The following is a 19,662-nucleotide window of genomic DNA, read 5'->3' on the forward strand; positions in this document are numbered from 1 at the left end:
CTTGTTTCGATCTTCCCGCGCTTCACCCATCCTACGGGTTGGGCTTTGGCCGCCCCTGTGCTGCTGAACGGTATCCGCCTCCCGTAGGATGGGTGAAGCGCGGCACGCTGGCGAAAAAAACGCAGATAGACAACGCGCGCAACCCATCAAGCAACGTCAGAGCCAAAACAGCTTCAGCCACATCGCATCGGCTGCATGATGGGTTACGCGCGTTTGGGTCTGGTTTTCTTGTTTCGATCTTCGCGCGCTTCACCCATCCTACGGGTTCGGCTTTGGCCGCAACTGTGCTGCTGAACGGTATCCGCCTCCCGTAGGATGGGTGAAGCGCGGCATGCTGGCGAAAATAACGCAGATAGACAACGCGCGCAACCCATCAAGCAACGTCAGAGCCAGAACAGTTTCAGCCACATCGCATCGGCTGCATGATGGGTTACGCGCGTTTTGGTCTGGTTTTCTTGTTTTGATCTTCCCGCGCTTCACCCATCCTACGGTTCGGCTTTTGCCGCCACTTTTCTGCGTACAACACCAGCGGGATCGCGCATGCCGCGCAGGCGGCCATGGTCATGAAACCGCCGGACGCATAGCTGCGGTATAGCGCGCCGCCCAACTGGATGCTGGCGAACATGAATACGCCGCCTGACAGCAAGGCATACAGCGCAATCGCCGAGGTCTTGCAGGCGGCGGGAACGTGGCGGGTGATGTACCACATGATGGCCGCGTTGTTCCCGGCCAGCGTGAAGCACTGCAGAAGCTGCAACGCCGCTATCTGCGCCGGGTCCGTCGTGGCGGACAAGCCCGCCCAGCGGATTACCGTCATCATTGCCGACGCCAGGATCAACCGTTGCGCGCTGGTGCGTGCCAGGATCTTGGGCGCCAGAAAGAAGAACAGCACTTCGCTGACAACGCCCACCACCCACAGCATCGAGATCACCGCGGTCGACAGGCCGCTGGCCGTCCAGTAGAGCGTGGAATAGGAATACAGGAAGCCGTTGCTGGCTTGCACGAGCGAGGCCGCGCCGATACACATCAGCAGCGGCCGGTTGCGTAGCACTTCCAACATCGGCAGCCGCACGGGCTTCCCCGGCGCCTCGACCGACGCAGGCTGCGGCGTCTTGTCCCAAGCAGGCTTCCCCGGCACCTCGCCCGACGCAGGCTGCGGCGTCTCGTCCGAAGCAGGCTTCCCCGGCACCTCGACCGACGCAGGCTGCGGCGTCTCGTCCGAAGCAGGCCGCCCCGGCGTCTCGCCCGACGCAGGTCGCCCCAGCATGTCGACCGAAGCAGGCCGCCCCGCGCGGGGCAATAAACGGACGCAAGCCAGGCACGCGATGATCAACAGGATCGACAGCCACATCACCCAGTCGGCGTTAAACGTCTTGATCAGATAGCCGCCCGCCATCGTCACTACGGCAAAGCCCAGCGAACCGCAGGCCCGCATGATGGTGTAGGAATTACCTTGTGCCCGGCCGCTGGCGATGGCCATGCGGTCCATCAAGGGCAGCACCGCCGGAAATACCGCGTTCAGCAACAAGGTAGTGCCCAACAGCCAGCCCGCCCCATGCATGAACGGATAGCAGATGAACAACACCAGCGAGGCCGCCAACGCCGACGCAATCAAGGCATGCGCGCGACCGGTCTGGTCGGCCACGTGAGCAACGACCGGGGTGGACAGGATCTTCGGCAGGAATGACGTGGCGACGATCAGGCCGATCGTCGCTGCGTCCAGGCCACGGCTGGCGAACCACAAAGGCAGAAAAGGGATGCTGACGCCCTGCAAGCCGTAATACAGGAAGTAGAAACCGTGCAACGCAATGGCGCCTTGTCTGGCGTCGGGATTGCCGCGCATAGCGATAAGTGAATCTGGCTAAGACGAAGCGGCGTAGCATACTCCCCGGCTTGGGGCGGGGGGAGGGGCCGCTAGATATCCCGACGCGGCGCTACCTGAACAGATATCTGGGCACCAGCCACACATACGCCACCATGCCGAACAGTTCTACCAGTGACTGCGCCACGATGACCACGGCCGCCACCTCCCAGCCGGCAGGAAGCAGCAGGGCCAAGGGCAGCACCACGAATGAATTGCGGGTGCCCATGCTGAATGCCAGCGTGCGTCCTTGTTCGACGGGCAGGCGAAGCGTGCGCGCCATGGCCTTGGCCAGCAAGGCGGCGGCCATCAGGAAGAGCGCGAACGCGGGCAGCGTCTGTTGCAGTGCATCCGTGGCGCGCGCGACGGTGCCCACCTGAGCGCCCGCTATCAGGAACACCACCAGCGACAGAAGCGGCACCGGCCACCAGGCCAAGGCGTCTCGCAGGCGTTCGGCTTTGGGATGGGCCTGGATCCACCGTTCCGTCAGCGCCGCGCCGGCCAGGGGCGCCAGCACGATGAATACGGCGGGGGCCAGCGTGGCCCAATCCCATGAGCCCAGGCTTTGCGTGTCCGCCATCAGCCACAGGTACAGCGGCAGCAGGGCCAATTGCAGCACCAGATTCAGCGGCGTGATGGCTATGGCACGGGGCACGTCGCCCTTGCCCAGTTGGCTGAATGTGATGAACCAGTCCGTGCAAGGCACCAGCAGCACCAACAGCACGCCCAGCCGCACTACCGGATCAAAGTCGAACGCCTCCACCAGCACCCATGCCAGCAGCGGAAGCACCGCGAAGTTTCCCAGCAGCACGGCTAGCGAGAAGCGCCGGTCGCGCAGGGCGTTTCGCACATGCAGCAGCGGTACTTGGAGGAAGGTGGCGAACAGCAGCGCGGCCAGGGTGGGCCACAACAAGGCTTCCATGGCGGGGCCGACCCGTGGCCATGCGGTGCCGGCGGCCAAACCCAAGCCGATGGCAAGCAGATAGGCCCAGACCTGATAGCGTTCCAACGTCAGGCGGGTCATGATCCGCAAGTCTCAGCGGTGGTGGTGCGAACAGATGGGCGTGGACAAGTGCTGCCTGACGCTGTGTCGCTCAGGCTTGCTCTGTGACCCAAGCTTACTTTGGCGCTCAGACTGGCTCTGTCGCCCAGCCTTGCTCTGTCACTCAGGCTTGCTCCGACACTCATGCCTGCTCCATAACCCATGCCTGCCGTGTCACCCCTGCTTGGGAAACCCGCCGTTTGCCCATTCAGACGCCCGCTGCACGCTCAGCTTGTACGTCGGCGCCACGTGGACTTGCGCCACTTGTTCGCCGGATTCGTCGTAGGCGCTTAGCACGGCATACGGCTCGTAGTCGTCGGGCACGATGTCCAGCTTGATGGTCAGGCGGCCGGCCTCGGTGTCGATCTTCACGCTCTTGTGCAACGTGGCATGCAATTGCTGCTCGTGGCGGCGCAGGACTTCGTTGGCGGTCTTGACCAAGGTGATGAACGCCGGCGAGTCCAGTGGCTTGGGGTTCTTTTTGTCACGGCCCATGGTCCAGGGGCCGACCAGGGCGGGTTCGGCTTGCCCGTCCAGGGTCATCTCCACGGCCCAGCCGTCATCGTCTTCATTCTTGATGATGCGGGCCGTCCAGCCGTCATCGCGCCAAAGCCTGGCTTCCTGTTCCTTGCGGTCTTCGGACATACCGGCGTCGTCGGGGGTGGAGGTGTCTGTCACTGCGGTACTGCTCCTGGATTTCTGTGCTTGAACATCGGCACTGTAGCCGAATGCCGGCGTTGCCTTCCGGCGCACGGGATCCTTGCACGACAATTTGGCACGACCACGTCGGGGCGGGCGCAGTCAAGGCGTCCGCCCCGATATCGTTCCTAGATGCCTTGGCCGCCGGATATCTCGATCCGCTGGGCGTTGATCCATCTATTGTCCTCGGCCAGCAGGTTTGCCACCGCCGGCCCGATGTCGTCCGCGACGCCCACACGGCCCAGCGCCGTCATCTCCGCGAAGAATTTGTTGAACTCCGCCGTGTCGCGCACCGCGCCGCCGAAGAAATCGGTCTCGATCGCGCCCGGCGCCACCACGTTGACGGCAATGTTGCGGCTGCCCAGCTCCTTGGCCAGGTAGACGGTCAGCACCTCGACCGCGCCCTTGACCGCCGCATAGACAGACCAGCCGGGCGCAGAGACACGGGTCAGGGCGGTCGATAGATTCACGATGCGGCCGCCATCCGCGACCAGCGGCAGCAGTGCCTGGGTCAAAAAGAACACGCCTTTGAAGTGCACGTCGACCAATCGGTCGAACTGCGCCTCGGTCGTCTCGGCGATCAAGGCTACATCGCCATGGCCGGCGTTGTGGACGATGTGATCAATCGTGTCGCGGTGCCAGGTGTCGCGCAGCGTGGCCTTCAGGCGCTGGACGAATGCGGGAAAGGCGGACGTGTCGCCGACATCCAATTGCAGGGCGACCGCCTTGCGGCCCATCTGTTCGATGTCGGCCACAACGGCCTGGGCGTCCGTCTCGCGGCTTTGGTAGGTAAAGACAACATCGCCGCCTTTGCGGGCGATATTCAGGGCGGCGCTACGGCCCAGGCCACGGCTGCCGCCGGTGATGAAGGAAATGCTTGTCATGCTCAGGCTCCCAGGTGATAGAAAATCAGAATGTGATTCTGAAGCGCCCGATCCCCGCGGCCTTTGCCTGAATCGTGATGTTCTTGGCCTGTTTCTACAAAGGTGACGTCCCGGCCGCGAAATGTCCGTTACGATCACCGCGAACGAAGATCACTGCGCCAGCGTATGAACGACCCCCTGCTCAGAGCTGTCCGACGTTACGTCGAGGCAAACGCCAACCCCACCGGCGTGGCCCCAACCCCCATCCCCGGCTTGACCGCCATTCGGTCCGCCCAGCCCAGCGGGCTGGAATATGCCATCTCGCGACCCCTGGCCTGCCTGGTGTTACAGGGCAGCAAACGGGTCTCGATGGGCACCCATGCCGTTGACTTCACCGCAGGCGATTCGCTGCTGATTACGGCGGATGTGCCGACCGTCAGCCAGATCACGGCCGCCAGCGCCGACCAGCCATATATTTCGCTGGTGTTGGATCTGGACATGGCGCTTATTGCGGAACTGGCCGTCGACATGAAACTGCGCCCCGTGGCACAAGACGCTGCGGTGCTCGTCGAACCCACGGATGCCGAAGTCGCGGATGCCGCGCTGCGCTTGATGCGCCTGATGGATCGGCCCGACGCGTTGCCCGTACTGCAAGCGCAAGGCTTGCGCGAGATGCACTACTGGCTGCTGGCCGGCCGGCATGGCGGCGCGATTCGTCAGCTTGGCGGGCCGGGCAAGCACGCCCAACGCATTGCGCGTGCCATTGCCCTGATTCGAGCCGAATTCACACGGCCACTGCCGATGGAGCGCCTGGCGGCCGAGGCCGGCATGAGCCCGTCGTCGTTCTACCAGCATTTCCGCGCGGCGCCCTCGCTGTCGCCGTTGCAATTCCTGAAGCAGTTGCGCTTGATCGAGGCCAGGCGCTTGATGGCCACGGGCGATGTGTCGGCCAGCAGCGCGGCATTTTCAGTGGGCTACGAAAGCGTGCAGCAGTTCACCAGGGAGTACCGCCGCCTGTTCGGCTTGCCCCCGGGCAAAGCCGCGGAGGCGCTGCGGGCCCACATCGCCGAGGCGCAGGCGTAAGCTTGCATGGCGAATGCCGGCGTGGAGTCAGGCGGGGATAGGCGAGCGGTAGCTGAAGTCGGTGACGTAGGTGACGCCGGTGAAGTATGGGACGTATGAAAAATATGGGACATAGGGAGAACACCATGGGCCTGGCATTCAACGATCCGATGCATGACGAGTTTGGCACCTGGCCGGTTGCCTACATTCCGTATGGCGGTGCGGATATGGGCGAGATCCTTGCCGTTGGCCAGGCGGTGGGCGACGGCGACGACAGCGCTTTTCATGAAGCCTGGATGGCAGCGGGCGACCGTTTGGCGGACGAAGCCGTTCAAACGCAAAACCGTGGCCTGCATGCCAGCGCAAAAGACCTGTTCCTGCGCGCCAGCGTGTTCTATTCCGCGTCTTACCATCCGCTGTATGGCCCGCAGCGCGACCCGCGTCTGCTGGCGGCCTTCCGCAAGCAGATTGATGCGTTTGACAAGGGGCTGGCGCTGTCCGACGTCCCCGTTGCGCCGATGCGGATTCCGTTCGAAGGCACGACCATGCCGGCCTACCTGATACCGGCTGTCGGGCGGGAACAGGAAACCCGTCCGCTGGTCATCTTCACCAATGGGTACGACGGCACCGTCACGGATCTTTATTTCGCCTCTGCCGTGGCGGCGTCGCGCCGTGGCTACCATTGCCTGATTTTTGATGGGCCAGGGCAGGGCGAAATGTTGGTTGAGCAGCGCATTTATCTACGCCCAGACTGGGAAACCGTCATCGCGGCGGTGGTTGATGTGGCGCTTGGATTCAACATCGTCGACCCCAAGCGCATCGTGCTCAGCGGCTGGAGCCTGGGCGGCTATCTGGCTCCGCGCGCCGCATCCCAAGAGCATCGCCTTGCCGCATGCATCGCCGACCCCGGGTTATGGGGCATGCCCGGGCCGTTCCGCGCGCTTGCCCTCAAGCTGGGCGCATCCCCCGACTCGGTGTCGGACCTGGGGAATCTTGATGACAAGACCCTGGCGCAATTCGAGCAGGTGATCTCGAACGACCCCGGCCTTAAGTGGAAGATTTACCAGCGCGGCTTCTGGACCCACGGGGTCGACAATCTACGCGATTTCCTGCGCAGCGCGGAACCGTTCACCATGGACGGCCGCGCCGGCGCCATCTCATGCCCGGTGTTGATGACGCATGCCGAACAGGATGGCTTGTCTGCCGGCGCCCAGGCCTTCTTTGACCAGCTTCAAAGCCCGACAAAAGCCCTGCTTCGGTTCACCTCGGCCGAAGGCGCCGGCATGCACTGCGAGATGCGAAACAGGTCGCTCTTGAACCGCAGGGTTTTTGACTGGCTGGACGAGGTGCTTTCCCGCTAGCCCGAAGCAACGGCCAGCACAGGCCGGCACCAGTCAGCGAAGCCTGTCTCAGCCCGCCTTACCCGGCACAGGCGTGTTCAGCAACTGCTGCTCCCACAGGTACGCGATGCCGCTGCCGCCGGCATGCTGCGTGATCACTTCGGTCAAGGCGGCGGCTTGTTCGGCGCGCGCCCAGTCCCGCTGCCATTCAGCCGCCACCGCCAGCCAGGTCATCATGTTGGCGCCGGCCGCGATCATGCGCTGGATGGCCACCTGATGGGCCTCGACCGAGACCGCGCCCGACGCATCGGTGACCACGGTGACGTCCCAGCCTTCGCCCAGGGCCTGGATGGTGGGCATGGCCACGCACACCTCAGTCCACAGGCCGGCGATGATCAATTGCTTGCGGCCCGTGGCCTTGACCGCGTCGACCACCCGCTGGTCCTGCCAGGTGTTGATGAGCGTGCGGTCAATGACTTCGTGCTTGGGAAACACCTCGGTGATCTGGGGGAAAAGAAGACCGCCCCGTTCAGCGATCACGGTGGTCAGGATGGTGGGCACGCCGAAGGCCCGTGCGGCCTTGGCCAGACCCGCCGTGTTGTTGATCACCATTTGCGGTTCGTGGCTGTTCACGTTTGCAAGCTGGTAAGGCTGGTGGTCGATCAGAACAAGTACCGAATCCTCGGGACGAAGCAGGGAATCAAGGCCGTTGCGAAAAGTCATTGATGCATCCTTATTGCTGTGGGGTCAGAGAGTGGCTCCAAGGCGTGTGCGCCAGTGTGGCGTTGCCCGGAACCCTATTCTGTTGTTCCTGAATTCGATGCGGTAGTACCATTTTGCGCTGAGCTGTGTCGCAGAATGGGGAACACCAAAGTGGATATCGAAGCGCTACGTACATTCGTTGCAGTTGCTGATACCGGGGGAATTTCGTCTGCCGCGCTTCGGCTGGGGGTGTCGAAATCCATCGTCAGCCGTCGGCTTGCGGGACTGGAATCAGAGCTGGGTGTCGTGTTGCTGGCGCGGACGACACGCGGCGCGGCGCTGACCGAAGCCGGGGCCGCGTTTCGCAACCATGCTGCCCGCGTCTGCGCGGAAATCGACGTGGCCCGCGAAGCGATCCTGCCGGCCGGCGAGCTACGCGGGCGCTTGCGTGTGTCCGCGCCGCTGTCTTTCGGCGGGGCTCACTTCGCGCCCATTCTTGCCGAGATGGCGCGACGCCATCCCCAGCTTCATATCCAGACCTGCTACAGCGACCGCTTCGTGGACATCATCGCGGAAGGCTACGACTGCGCAATACGGGTGGGCTATCTGCCGGACTCGAACCTGGTCGCGCGACGTATCGGTCCGGTCCTTGGAAAGCTTGTTGCCAGCCCGGACTACATCAAGGCGCATGGGTCGCCCGAGACGCCGGAAGATCTGGTCGCCAATCACCAGGCGCTGATGCAAGGCACCGAGGCGTGGCAACTCAAGGATGGTGACAAGACCATCACGGTTCGTCCGCAAGGGCGCTTCAAGGCGGACAACGGCACGGCTTTGGTTGCGGCGGCGGTCGCCGGGCTGGGCATTGGATATCTGCCGGATTGGCTTACCCACGAACACCTGGCCAGCGGGGCGCTTGTGCCGGTGATGACGCGGTATCCGCCGCCGCCGGCAGGCGCCTATGTGGTCAGGCCGCCCGGTCAGCATCCCGCCAGAAAGATACGGGTGCTGACCGAACTCTTGATCGAGTATTGCGACCAGGCCGAGCACCCGGTGTAGGCGTCTGCCCGCGTTGCGATCAACGACCAATGCTGCGCGCGGCGGCGTCGATGGAGTCGGCCACGCTTTTCGGTTGGGTGAAGAAAGCCACGTGACTCCCCACGACCTCGGAGCGCACGGCGCCAATGCGATCCGCCGTGTGGCGCAGCAGCTTCGGGTCGATCGCCTTGTCTTGCGTGGCGATGATGGCCCAACTTGGCTTGGTTTTCCAGGCGGCGTGGCTCACCTTGGCATTGAAGATCTGCATGTTGATCGGCACTTGCGAATCACGCAGGAAGGCGGCGTCGGCGTTGGTCGTGTCGCCTGCGAAGCCGATCTTGAACTTTTCAAGGTTGACGAAACCGTAGCCATCTTTCTGCGTCTCGATCACGAATTCGGGCGGGGGCGGGATGTCCTTGAACTGTGATGCCGTGGTCTCGCCGACGTCGGGCGCCAGCGCGGAAACATAGACCAGGCCCGCCACCTTGGCATCGACGCCGGCTTCCGTGATCACCGTTCCGCCGTAAGAGTGGCCGACAAGAAGCGTCGGGCCGTCCTGGCGATCCAGCACGCGCTTCGTGGCGGCAACGTCATCGGCCAACGACGTCAGCGGGTTCTGAACCACCGTGACGCGGTAGCCGCGCCCGGTCAGTTCGTTGTAGACACCGCGCCATCCCGAGCCGTCGGCAAAAGCACCGTGGACCAGCACCACATTGCGCACGACCTGCTTGGCGGCAATGGGTTCGGCGGCGTGGGTGAGGGTGGCCGCTGCAATACCCACGATGGCGGTCGTGGCGGCGAGGAGGGCTTTGATCTTCATGGTAGGGTCCTTTGGGTTGTGTGATAAGAATTATCGCGATAACTAAGTGCGAGGAACGAATGCTAGGGCGTGTTTTCAGGCGCGTCAAGCGATAAATGTTATCGCGATATATATTCTTGCAGCATGTTATTCTTCGCGCACCCTGGAGCGATGCCATGAGCGCTAAAAAACCCCACGTCCCCGCCGCCGTTGGATGGCCAGCTTTGCTATGCCGTGTATTCGGCCGGCATCGCTATCCAGCGCATCTACAAGCCCTTGCTGGACAAGATGGGGCTGACCTATCCGCAGTACCTGGTGCTGAACGTGCTTTGGCGGGAAGACAGCCAGACCGTCAGCGGCATCGCGGAAAAATTAGCCCTGGAACCCAGCACGCTGACGCCGCTTCTGAAGCGGTTGGAAGTGGCAGGCTTTCTGGGCCGCGTGCGCAACCCGGACAATGAACGCCAAGTGGTGGTGGCACTGACCGAGCGCGGCCGTCAGCTTCAAAATACGTCAGGCTGCCTGGGCGAATCCTTGCTGGCCGCGTCTGGCCAGTCGCCCGCCGAACTTGCTGAGCTGAATACGCAGATTCGGCAGCTGCGTGACGCGATCTACACGCGTCTGGACGGCTGGACTCCACCTGCGTAGGGGGTCGAAAGATGCTTGGGTTCGCAGGATTGTTAACCCAGGCTGAACACCTTGCTAAGCATCGTGCATCTAGTGCGCTAAGCGCGGGCTACCTACCATGGTCCTACCTTTCACCCACAAGGTTCGACCATGCAACGACGCGACATCCTGCGCCAGGGCGCCGCCCTGGCCACCACACTGGCCGCAACCCCTTTTCTTCGCGCCGCCTACGCGCAGTCCGCCGCGCCCCGCTGGACCACGGCGGCCGCGCCGTCACTGGCGCGCCAGGAACTCTATCCCGAGGTGCTCGACGGCCGCATCTATGTGGCCGGCGGACTGCTGACGCCCAACACCGGGTATTCCGCGCACTTCGAATCCTATGACCCGGCAACCGACCGATGGACGCGGCTTGCGACCTTGCCCGAAGCGCGCCACCACATCGCACTTGCGGCTGCCGGCGGCCTGATCTACGGCGTGGGCGGCTTCAGCGGGGGCTTTCCGAACTGGCGCGCCCAGGCCTCGACCTACGTCTACGACCCGCGCGGGAATCGCTGGCGTGACGGCGTTGCGATTCCTTATCCGTCGGCCGAAGGGGTCTTCGCGGCCATCGCAGACCGGCTTCATCTGGTGGGCGGGCGCATCCGTGCCCACGAAGACGCGCGCCATTTCAATGACCACGTGGATACCGCGCAAGCCATGATGTTCGACCCGGTCACCGGGCGGTGGTCGGCCATTGCCGATGCACCCACCGCGCGCAACAGCGCGGCGGCGGCGGTCATCGATGGGCGTCTCTTTGTTGTGGGCGGAAGGCAGGCCATCAAGCAGGCCGACGGATCGCTGCGCCAGGTCAATGTGCCGCAACTAGAGGTCTACGATCCGAAGACCAATCGCTGGACCGTCCGCGCGCCCATGCCCCAGGCCCAAGGCGGACTGGCTGCCGCCGCGTATGACGGTCGTCTGTACGTGTTCGGCGGGGAACAGTGGGTGCCCGAGCAGAAGGTGTTCGACAACGCCTGGGTCTACGATCCGGCCAGCGATCGGTGGCGCGCGCTGCCGCCGTTGCCCACGCCCCGGCACGGCCTGGGTGCGGCCACCTTGGGCAATCGCGTCCATGTGATCGGGGGCGGCACGCGCGTCGGCGGCGACCATGCCAGCGCCGTGCATGAAGTGCTGGTGCTAGGCGACACGTAGGCCTGGCTGCGCACCGCCGGCATCAAGACCAGTCGTAATCGCGGACGTACGCCAGAAATGCGCGCATCGCCGCGCTAGGGTGGCGGCGGCTGGGGTAGTACAGGCACCAGCTTGGCAGCGTCTGCTTCCAGTCGACAAGCAGTTCGACCAGGCTGCCTTGTTCGATAGATTCGCGCACGTAATCTTCGAACAGATGCGCGATGCCCGCGCCTGCCAGCGCGGCCTGAAGCTCCTGCTGCGCGGAACTCAGCGTCAAGCGTCCTTGGGGCGCAAACTCTTCGGCCTTGCCGTCTTTGGCGAACTTCCAGGTGACGGTCGTGCCGCCTGGAAAGCGGCGCCGGATGCAGTCGTGCGCCGCCAGGTCGGCGGGCACAGCAGGGCGCGGATACTTCTGAAGATAGGCCGGCGATGCCACGATCGCGTAGCGCAGGGGCGCGCCCAAGGGCATGGCGACCATGTCCTGCGCCAACTGCGTGCCAAAGCGCACGCCCGCATCGAAACCTTGCTCCACGATATCGACAATGGCCGCATCGCTGATGATCTCGACCTTCACGTCCGGGTACGTCTCCATGAAGCGAAACGCCAACGGACACAGCACGTGGTCCACGGCAGGCCCCGGCGCGTTGATGCGCAAGGTGCCGGTCGGGTTTTCGCGAAACTGATTCAGCTCGTCGACGGCGGCCCGGATGTCGAGCAGGGCGGGCGTCAGCCGCTCAAGCAGGCGCTCGCCCGCTTCGGTGGGCGCTACGCTGCGGGTGGTGCGGTTCAACAGCCGAATGCCTAGCGTGGCTTCAAGCGCCGTGATGGACTGGCTGATCGCCGACGACGAAACGCCCCGCCTGAGCGCCGCCGCCCGAAACCCGCCGTGCCGCACCACATCCGCAAAGATCTCCAGACTGTCCAGGCGCAGCGATGACATGGTGAATTTTCCGCATGAGTGGTTGGGTATGCAGGGGGTGAGGCGGGGGAGAAGATGGCCGATGTCGCCCCGCCCGCAGTCCGTGAATTTACGGCATTTCAGGAGTGAACCGCTTGGTTAGCCGAGCCCTTGGCCAAGCCCTTAGCCTATCCCTTCGCCGATTCTCCTGGCCGAGATAGCGCGGCGCGGGAACGCTATTTGCTGCGCGTGCCGCGTCCCTGCGTTCGAGTCCACCATCAAGGAGGCGATCAAAAGTGAACACGATCATTCAACATCGGTATGCCCTGACCGTGCATCCGGTCCATGCAGTATTCCTTGCGGGGATGCTTCCCTGGTTTCTTGGCGCAGCCCTTGCCGATGCGGCGTATGCGCAGACTTTTGACATCCAGTGGAATAATTTTGCGTCGTGGTTCCTGGTGGGCGGTTTGGTGTTCGGCGCCTTCGCGCTGCTCTTGGCCGTCGTTGATGTGTTCCGGCCCAGCCAGCGCGCCCGCGGAATCATTCCGTATACCGTGGTCTTGCTGGCGACCTGGGTCGTGGCCGTTTTCAATGCGCTGATACATGCCCGCGACGCCTGGGCAAGCATGCCAATCGGCCTGATCTTGTCGATCGTCGTGGTGGTGCTGGCCTTCGTGGCGGTAGTGCTGGGCTTTCGCACGCCGCACATCAGGGGAGCCGTATGAAAAACCACCGCATGCAATACAAACCCGCTAGCTGGCTTGCCGCTATTCCCTTGGCCGCCATGATGGGCGTGTGCATCGGCCAGGCCGGCCCGTCGCAGGTGGGGCCCGATCCCACTCTACCCAAGCCCGAACGGGGGCTGCTGCCCGATATGGTCATTGCCAAACCCGCGCCATGGGGCGACAAGACCCCCACCGTGCCCGACGGCTATACGATCACCGCCATCGCCACCGATCTGAAAATCCCACGGCAGACGCTGATCTTGCCCAACGGCGACATCCTGGTGGCCGAGGGCAAGGGTGGCAATGCCCCGAATCTGAAACCCAAAGACGTGATCGCCGGCATCATCAAGGCCCGGGGCACCAGTTCGGTAAAGGGCGGCGACCGCCTGACCTTGCTGCGCGACACCGACGGCGACGGCAACTACGAAGTGTTGACGTTCGCCGAGAACCTGAACGCGCCCTATGGCCTGGCCTTGGTGGACAACAACCTCTACGTCGCCAACCAGGACGCGGTGGTGCGATTCGACTACCAGCCAGGGCAAAGCAAGGCCAGCGGCCCCCCCGAAATCGTGACGCTGTTGCCATCGGACATCAACCACCACTGGACCAAGGCCATGACCGCCAGCGCCGATGGACAGTACCTGTACGTGGGCATCGGCTCCAATAGCAACATCACCGAACGCGGCATGACGGCGGAAGTCGACCGCGCCCGCGTCTGGCGGATAAATGCCCGCACCGGCGAACACAAGTCTTACGCCACCGGGCTGCGCAATCCCACCGCGCTGACCATCCAGCCCGGCACCGACCAATTGTGGGCGGTCGTGAATGAACGCGATGAGATCGGCCCGAACCTGGTTCCCGACTATCTGACTTCCGTGCAGGAAGGCGCCTTCTATGGCTGGCCGTACAGCTACTGGGGGAAAAACGTGGACGAGCGCGTGCGGCCGCAAGACCCGGCAAAGGTCGCCACGGCAATCAAGCCCGACTACAGCCTGGGCTCGCACGTGGCGGCGCTGGGTGTGGACTTCTCGAACGAGGCGATGGGCGCGCAGTTTGCCGACGGGGCTTTCGTCGGCGAACACGGTAGCTGGAACCGCAAGGATCCCGTTGGCTACAAAGTGGTCTTCGTGCCGTTTCGCGATGGAAAGCCCTTTGGCGCGCCGGTGGACTTTGTGGCCGGCTTTCGCGATAAGGACGGCACGACACGAGGCCGTCCGGTGGGTGTGACGGTGGATCCCAAGGGCGCGCTGATTGTGGCGGATGATCTGTCGAACACCATCTGGCGCGTAACGCCGACGCAGGCGGCGCAATCGCAGAAGCCGGTTGCGGCGGCGCAGTAGTTGGAGGGCCAGGGCAGGGGCCATGAGACGCCATCCCGCTTCAGCGCGTCTTTGGCCCGTGCTTGCCGATGAGCAGATAAGTGGTCACTGCCTAAATATTTGTAGACGACCGGTCTAATTGTAGGTAGAGTCCCACCTCATGAACTCCGCCGCCTCCCCCCAAGCTACTGACGTCCGCGAAAAGATCCTGGCCACGGGTCAGCGCATCATGGGCGGCAGGGGGTTTTCGGCGGTGGGCCTGAACGAAGTGCTGACGTCCGCAGGCGTGCCGAAGGGCTCGTTCTATCACTACTTCGGATCGAAGGAAGCGTTCGGTGAGGCCTTGCTGGAAAACTACTTCCAGGATTACCTGGCCGACATGGACCGCGTCTTCGGCCAAGCGGGCCAGACCAAAGCGCAGCAACTCGGCAACTACTTCCTGGCCTGGAAAGACAATCAGTCGTTCGAAGACTGCCAGGGCAAGTGCCTGGCGGTGAAGCTAGGCGCCGAGGTCGCTGACCTTTCCGATACGATGCGCGCCGCTCTGAAACGCGGTACGTCGGCGATCATCGAACGTCTGGCCAGGGCGATTGCGGCCGGGGTGGAAGAGGGGTCGTTATCGGTAGAGGGCGATTCGACAGCCGCTGCGCAAAGCCTGTACCAGCTTTGGTTAGGGGCGAGCGTGATGGTCAAGATCGTGCGCAACACGCAGCCCTTTGAAAACGCGTTGGGCACGACATCGCAGGTTCTGCACCTAGCTCACTAGGACGGGCAGGTACACGAAGCAGTATCACGAAGCAGTATCACGAAGCAGGTTCGTGTAGCAGGTCCATGTACAAGCCTATGTAGCAAGCCTATGTAGCAAGCCTATGTAGCAAGCCTATGTAGCACTTCAAACAGAAGTGCTTTTTTATCCATCAGAAACTAGACGACCGGTCTAATATTTCTAATCCATTCCTCGACAGGAGCATCACCATGAAAGTCCTCATCGTTCTGACCTCGCACGATCAGCTTGGCAATACCGGCCGCAAAACTGGCTTCTGGCTCGAAGAGCTGGCCGCGCCGTACTACACATTCAAGGACGCCGGCGCCGACATCGTGCTGGCCTCGCCCCAAGGCGGGCAACCGCCGCTGGACCCGAAAAGCAACGAGCCGTCTTTCCAAACTGAATTCACACACCGCTTCGAAGCCGACGCTGCCGCCAACGAACAACTGGCCAACACCGTGCGCCTGGACAGCGTGTCACAAGCCGACTTCGACACCGTGTTTTACCCCGGCGGCCATGGCCCCTTGTGGGATCTTGCCGAAGACGGCAACTCCATCTCCTTGATCGAATCATTCATCGAAGCCGGCAAGCCGGTCGCGCTGGTCTGCCACGCGCCGGGCGCGCTGCGCCACGTGAAGGCCGCTGACGGCCAGCCGCTGGTCGCCGGCAAGCAGGTCACCGGCTTCACAAACACCGAAGAAGACGGCGTCGGCCTCACCGAGGTGGTGCCGTTCCTGGTGGAAGACGAACTGAAGGCGAAGGGCGGGGTGTACTCAAAGGGCCCGGACTGGGGCTCGTACGTCGTCACCGACGGCCTGCTGATCACCGGCCAGAACCCGGCGTCGTCCTTGGAAGCCGCCGCTGTGTTGATGAAGCGGTTTGCTTCGGTCTGAGCCAGCTGCTACTCGATTGCCCGACTGCCCGTGCCACAAGGGGCGGTCCCCAATCCACTCTGAAAAACGCAACAGATAACCGTCGGGGTCCTGCACCAGGAACTGCCGCACCCCGATTTCGACGTCATCGCTTCGGGCGACAACCCCCACAACATCGACAACCATCGTATTGACATATCGGGAAATCCAGATATCATCACGCGATGGAATTACTCGACATATTCAAAGCCCTCTCGAACCGTACGCGCCTGGAAATCCTGAAAGGGTTGAAGGATCCGGTGAATAGCTTTCCTCCGCAGGATGAAGGCGATGTTCATACGGTCGGCGTCTGCGTCAGCAGCATTCAAGAGGGCGTGGGGCTGTCGCAGTCAACGGTGTCTGACTACCTGGCCACGCTGCAACGCGCAGGCTTGGTCGAGGCCACGCGCATTGGTCCGTGGACGTATTACAAGCGCAATGAAGCAAACATCAGGGCTCTTGCCGAGATCATCGGGAAAGACCTGTAATTTTTTTACCCCATGATATCGGAATATCCCGATATCCCACTTTACCGATAAGAGGTGATGCAATGAAAGCTGTCGTACTTAAGTCCTTTGGTGGCCCGGAATCGTTCGAGCTGCAAGAACTGCCCAAGCCTGTGCCGCAGGCGGGACAAGTCCTGGTGCGCGTCCACGCCACGTCCATCAATCCCTTGGATTACCAAGTCCGGCGAGGCGACTATCCCGACCTGGTGCCGCTGCCAGCCATTACCGGGCACGACGTATCAGGCGTGATCGAAGCCGTGGGGCCTGGGGTGACGGCATTCGCGCCAGGCGACGAGGTCTGGTACACGCCGCAAATTTTCGACGGACCAGGAAGCTATGCCGAATACCACGTTGCCGCCGAGAGCATTGTCGGCAAGAAGCCGCCGTCGCTAAGCCATCTTGAGGCGGCCAGCCTGACGCTGGTTGGCGGAACGGCGTGGGAAGCGCTGGTGGTGCGCGCGGGGTTGAGAGTGGGCGAGAGCATCTTGATCCACGGCGGCGCGGGTGGGGGCGGCCATGTGGCGATCCAGCTTGCAAAAGCCGTCGGCGCCAGGGTGTTCACGACCGCGCGCGAAGCCAATTTCGAGTTCGCTCGACGCATGGGCGCCGATGTCGTCATCGACTACGAAAAGGAAGATTATGCCGACGCCGTCATGCGCGAAACCGGGGGCCGTGGGGTCGACGTGGTATTCGACACCATCGGCGGCGACACCTTGTCGCGCAGCGCAGACGTGCTTGCTCAACTGGGCCGCGTGGTCTCGATCGTGGACATCGCGCAACCCCAGAACCTGCTGCAAGCCTGGGGCAAGAATGCCAGCTATCACTTTGTCTTCACCCGGCAACATCGCGGCAAGCTTGACGAGTTGAGCGCGTTGATCGAGCGCGGGCAGTTGCGGCCGCATGTGGGCGCCGTCTATCCGCTGGCCGACATTGCGCAGGCCCATGCCAGGCTTGAGACCCCCAACAATGGCCTGCAGGGGAAAATCGCGATTGCCGTTGCGCCGTAAGCCCGCGTGCTTGCCGGCTCAGGGCCAGTTCCGAGGCGGGACGACTCGCTTCAGCCTTCGTCCCGCGCCAGGAACCGCTGCGCCAGCCGCACGAAATACGCCGCGCCCAGGGGGATGGCGTCGTCATTGAAGTCGTACGACGGGTTGTGCAAACGGCAAGGCCCCGGGCCGTGCCCGGGCTCTCGGTGCGCACCCGCGCCGTTGCCCAGCAGCACATAACAGCCCGGCCTTTCAGCCAGCATGAACGAGAAGTCCTCGGACCCCATCAGCCGGGCCATGTTGTCTGACACACGATCCGCGCCGGCCACTTCGCGCATCACGTCCACCGCAAAGCGGGTCTGCTCCTCGTCGTTCACCAGCGACGGGTAGCAGCGTTCGAACGTCAGCGTGGCCGTGCAGCCGAAGGTGGTGGCGGCGCCGTCGGTGATTTCACCGATGCGCCGTTCGATCATGTCCAAGGTGTCGTCGCGGTGCGTGCGCACCGTGCCCCCCAGCCATGCCTGCTGCGGGATGACGTTGACCGCGTCGCCGCCGTGAATCTGCGTGACGGATAGCACTGCCGGTTCATCGGGTGCGCGGTTGCGCGAGATGACGGTTTGCAGCGCCAAGAGGATGTGGCCCGCGCAGACCAGCGGGTCGACGCTCAACTCGGGCTGCGAGGCGTGGGCGCCTTTGCCGGCGATGTCGATACGAAAGCGGTTGCTTGACCCCATGAACGGGCCGGCGCGCACGCCCAGGCTGCCCACGGGCAGGTCGGGCCAGTTATGCAGCGCGAAGACGGCATCGCAGGGAAAGCGTTCGAACAAGCCGTCTTCGATCATGGCGCGAGCGCCCGCCTGGCCGCCTTCCTCGGCGGGCTGGAAGATGCAGTGGATGGTGCCGTCGAACTGGGCGTGATGCGCCAGGTACCAGGCGGTGGCCAGCAGGATGGCAGTGTGGCCGTCGTGGCCGCAGGCGTGCATGCGGTTGTCGTGCTGAGACTTATGCGCGAACGCATTGGCTTCGGGCATCGCCAGCGCGTCCATGTCGGCGCGCAGTCCAATGCTGCGGCCGGTGCCGCTAGTGCCCCGCGTCAGGGTGCCGACCACGCCGGTGCCGCCGATGCCCGTCGTCACCTGCCAACCCCAGGCGGCCAGCTCGCGCGCCACCAACGAGGCGGTGCGATGTTCTTCAAAGCCGATTTCCGGATGCGCGTGCAGGTCGCGGCGGATGTCGCGAAACGCGGGGTTGGCGCTGATCGTGCCCAGGATGTCTTGGATGTCTTGGATGTCGTGATGCGGGTTCATGCGGATCCTTAAGGCTTCAAGGCTGCGTCGGCAGGTTCAAGGCGCGCAGGGCAGCGACGTCGTCACGGATGCGGGCGTCGAAGCTGGCCTTGTCGTAGGCGCTTGCCGACACCATGCCCATGGACAGCACGCGCTCGCGCACCTCGGGCTTGTCCAGCACGGCCGCTAGCGCGTCGCGCACCCGTTGCAGGCGCTCGGGCGGCACGCCCTTGGGCGCCAGCATGCCAACCCAGCCCACCATTTCCATGCCTTGCACCGTCTTGCTTTCGTTGATGGTTGCCAGGTCAGGGTAGGCCGCCAGGCGTTGGCGGCTGATGACACCCAGCGACTTGATGCGGCCTTGCTGCAAGTGCGGCAGCGCGGTGGGCGGGGCCATGACGGCCATGTCGATCTGGCCGCCCAGCAGGTCGTTGATCAAGGGCGATGCGCCCTTGTACGGCACGTGCAGCATCTTCGTGTCGGTGCGCCGTTGCAGGTCTTCCACCACCACCTGCTGGAACGTGCCTTGCCCCGGGCTGCCGTAGCTCAAGCTTTCGGGGGCGGCGCGCAGCGCCTGCACCACCTCGTCGATATTCGATTGCGGCAAGTCCTTGCGTGCCACCAGGATCAGCGGCGACGTGAACACCAGGGAAACTGGATCGAAATTATCCGTGCCATAGCGCAGGTTGCGATTCAGCAGCGGCTGCAAGACCACGTCGTTAATGCTACCGGCCAGCAGCGTCGTGCCGTCCGCCTTGGCTTGCGCCACGCGGCCCGCGCCAATGGCGCCGCTGGCACCACCCACGTTCTCGATGACGACCGTCTGGCCCAGCCGTTCGCTCAGTTGCGGGGAAATCGCCCGCATCACGGCGTCGATCGACCCGCCCGCCGGGAAGGGGATGACGATGGTGACCGGCCTGTCGGGCCAGGTTTGGGCCTGGACCGGCGCGGCCGTCGTACCCAATACCAGTGCGGCGGACAGCACCGCGCGCAGGCGCGCACGACGTAGAAAATGCAGCATGTGGAACCCCTTGTGTTGTTGGTGTCAGGCTGCTATTGCGCCTT

General features: G+C 63.5%; 20 protein-coding genes. 11 read left to right on the forward strand and 9 right to left on the reverse strand.

What is annotated here, in order from left to right; all coding sequences use genetic code 11:
- Positions 1-430: 430 nt before the first annotated feature.
- The 4 genes from ACE04A_RS07630 to ACE04A_RS07645 form a co-directional block, all read right to left on the reverse strand.
- The gene (locus ACE04A_RS07630) at positions 431-1,843 is read right to left on the reverse strand and encodes an MFS transporter (RefSeq protein WP_448716182.1); all 1,413 of its coding nucleotides are present in this window, start codon (positions 1,841-1,843) and stop codon (positions 431-433) included.
- Between the two features lie 91 nt (positions 1,844-1,934).
- Positions 1,935-2,885: an arsenic resistance protein gene (locus tag ACE04A_RS07635; protein WP_448716181.1), complete on the reverse strand. Its 951-nt coding sequence runs from the start codon at positions 2,883-2,885 to the stop codon at positions 1,935-1,937.
- Positions 2,886-3,077: 192 nt separating this feature from the next.
- Entirely contained in the window at positions 3,078-3,581 is a 504-nt protein-coding gene (locus tag ACE04A_RS07640; RefSeq protein WP_424917659.1) for a hypothetical protein, read from the reverse strand.
- 149 nt (positions 3,582-3,730) lie between these two features.
- The gene (locus ACE04A_RS07645) at positions 3,731-4,486 is read right to left on the reverse strand and encodes an SDR family NAD(P)-dependent oxidoreductase (RefSeq protein WP_485820007.1); all 756 of its coding nucleotides are present in this window, start codon (positions 4,484-4,486) and stop codon (positions 3,731-3,733) included.
- Between the two features lie 165 nt (positions 4,487-4,651).
- On the opposite strand from ACE04A_RS07645, the gene ACE04A_RS07650 reads away from it, so the two are divergent.
- Together ACE04A_RS07650 and ACE04A_RS07655 are read left to right on the forward strand one after the other, a co-directional pair.
- Positions 4,652-5,548, forward strand: a complete 897-nt coding sequence (locus ACE04A_RS07650; RefSeq protein WP_485820008.1) for an AraC family transcriptional regulator — start codon at positions 4,652-4,654, stop codon at positions 5,546-5,548.
- Positions 5,549-5,673: 125 nt separating this feature from the next.
- Positions 5,674-6,888, forward strand: a complete 1,215-nt coding sequence (locus ACE04A_RS07655) for an alpha/beta hydrolase family protein (RefSeq protein ID WP_448716178.1) — start codon at positions 5,674-5,676, stop codon at positions 6,886-6,888.
- Positions 6,889-6,936: 48 nt separating this feature from the next.
- Here ACE04A_RS07655 and ACE04A_RS07660 read toward each other — a convergent pair whose 3' ends face one another.
- Entirely contained in the window at positions 6,937-7,590 is a 654-nt protein-coding gene (locus ACE04A_RS07660; RefSeq protein ID WP_111886348.1) for a hydrolase, read from the reverse strand.
- A gap of 150 nt (positions 7,591-7,740) precedes the next feature.
- Between ACE04A_RS07660 and ACE04A_RS07665 the strand changes: the two genes are divergently transcribed.
- On the forward strand, positions 7,741-8,625 hold the full coding sequence (locus ACE04A_RS07665; protein ID WP_447992295.1) for a LysR family transcriptional regulator: 885 nt from the start codon (positions 7,741-7,743) through the stop codon (positions 8,623-8,625).
- A 19-nt stretch (positions 8,626-8,644) separates the two neighbouring features.
- On the opposite strand, the gene ACE04A_RS07670 is transcribed toward ACE04A_RS07665, so the two are convergent.
- A complete protein-coding gene (locus ACE04A_RS07670; RefSeq protein ID WP_448716177.1) occupies positions 8,645-9,424 on the reverse strand; it encodes an alpha/beta fold hydrolase in 780 nt (259 codons plus the stop codon).
- A 189-nt stretch (positions 9,425-9,613) separates the two neighbouring features.
- Between ACE04A_RS07670 and ACE04A_RS07675 the strand changes: the two genes are divergently transcribed.
- Both ACE04A_RS07675 and ACE04A_RS07680 read left to right on the forward strand, forming a co-directional pair.
- Positions 9,614-10,051, forward strand: a complete 438-nt coding sequence (locus tag ACE04A_RS07675; RefSeq protein ID WP_485820009.1) for a MarR family winged helix-turn-helix transcriptional regulator — start codon at positions 9,614-9,616, stop codon at positions 10,049-10,051.
- Positions 10,052-10,180: 129 nt separating this feature from the next.
- A complete protein-coding gene (locus ACE04A_RS07680) occupies positions 10,181-11,221 on the forward strand; it encodes a Kelch repeat-containing protein (protein WP_448716175.1) in 1,041 nt (346 codons plus the stop codon).
- Between the two features lie 22 nt (positions 11,222-11,243).
- Here ACE04A_RS07680 and ACE04A_RS07685 read toward each other — a convergent pair whose 3' ends face one another.
- Complete coding sequence (locus ACE04A_RS07685; RefSeq protein WP_448716174.1) at positions 11,244-12,140, reverse strand: LysR family transcriptional regulator; 897 nt, start codon at positions 12,138-12,140, stop codon at positions 11,244-11,246.
- A gap of 254 nt (positions 12,141-12,394) precedes the next feature.
- Here ACE04A_RS07685 and ACE04A_RS07690 point away from each other — a divergent pair, with 254 nt between their 5' ends.
- The 6 genes from ACE04A_RS07690 to ACE04A_RS07715 all read left to right on the forward strand — a co-directional run bounded on the left by ACE04A_RS07690 (position 12,395) and on the right by ACE04A_RS07715 (position 17,332).
- Positions 12,395-12,823: a DUF2231 domain-containing protein gene (locus ACE04A_RS07690; protein ID WP_448716173.1), complete on the forward strand. Its 429-nt coding sequence runs from the start codon at positions 12,395-12,397 to the stop codon at positions 12,821-12,823.
- Positions 12,820-14,163 carry a PQQ-dependent sugar dehydrogenase gene (locus ACE04A_RS07695; protein ID WP_448716172.1) on the forward strand — a complete coding sequence of 448 codons (1,344 nt, stop codon included), beginning with the start codon at positions 12,820-12,822 and terminating at the stop codon, positions 14,161-14,163. Before ACE04A_RS07690 ends, ACE04A_RS07695 begins: the two co-directional genes overlap by 4 nt.
- 139 nt (positions 14,164-14,302) lie before the next feature.
- Complete coding sequence (locus ACE04A_RS07700) at positions 14,303-14,908, forward strand: TetR/AcrR family transcriptional regulator (RefSeq protein WP_448716171.1); 606 nt, start codon at positions 14,303-14,305, stop codon at positions 14,906-14,908.
- A 209-nt stretch (positions 14,909-15,117) separates the two neighbouring features.
- Positions 15,118-15,801 carry a type 1 glutamine amidotransferase domain-containing protein gene (locus ACE04A_RS07705; RefSeq protein WP_448716170.1) on the forward strand — a complete coding sequence of 228 codons (684 nt, stop codon included), beginning with the start codon at positions 15,118-15,120 and terminating at the stop codon, positions 15,799-15,801.
- Between the two features lie 203 nt (positions 15,802-16,004).
- Entirely contained in the window at positions 16,005-16,307 is a 303-nt protein-coding gene (locus tag ACE04A_RS07710) for an ArsR/SmtB family transcription factor (RefSeq protein WP_438859696.1), read from the forward strand.
- 62 nt (positions 16,308-16,369) lie between these two features.
- Positions 16,370-17,332, forward strand: a complete 963-nt coding sequence (locus tag ACE04A_RS07715) for a zinc-dependent alcohol dehydrogenase family protein (RefSeq protein WP_485820010.1) — start codon at positions 16,370-16,372, stop codon at positions 17,330-17,332.
- A gap of 50 nt (positions 17,333-17,382) precedes the next feature.
- Here the strand turns inward: ACE04A_RS07715 and ACE04A_RS07720 are convergent, their stop codons facing one another.
- Positions 17,383-18,618 (reverse strand): M20 aminoacylase family protein, encoded by a 1,236-nt coding sequence (locus tag ACE04A_RS07720; protein ID WP_485820011.1) that lies wholly within the window; start codon positions 18,616-18,618, stop codon positions 17,383-17,385.
- A gap of 16 nt (positions 18,619-18,634) precedes the next feature.
- Entirely contained in the window at positions 18,635-19,618 is a 984-nt protein-coding gene (locus tag ACE04A_RS07725) for a Bug family tripartite tricarboxylate transporter substrate binding protein (protein WP_279994215.1), read from the reverse strand.
- Positions 19,619-19,662: the final 44 nt, after the last annotated feature.

It is taken from the genome of Achromobacter colocynthidis, from assembly GCF_057334535.1.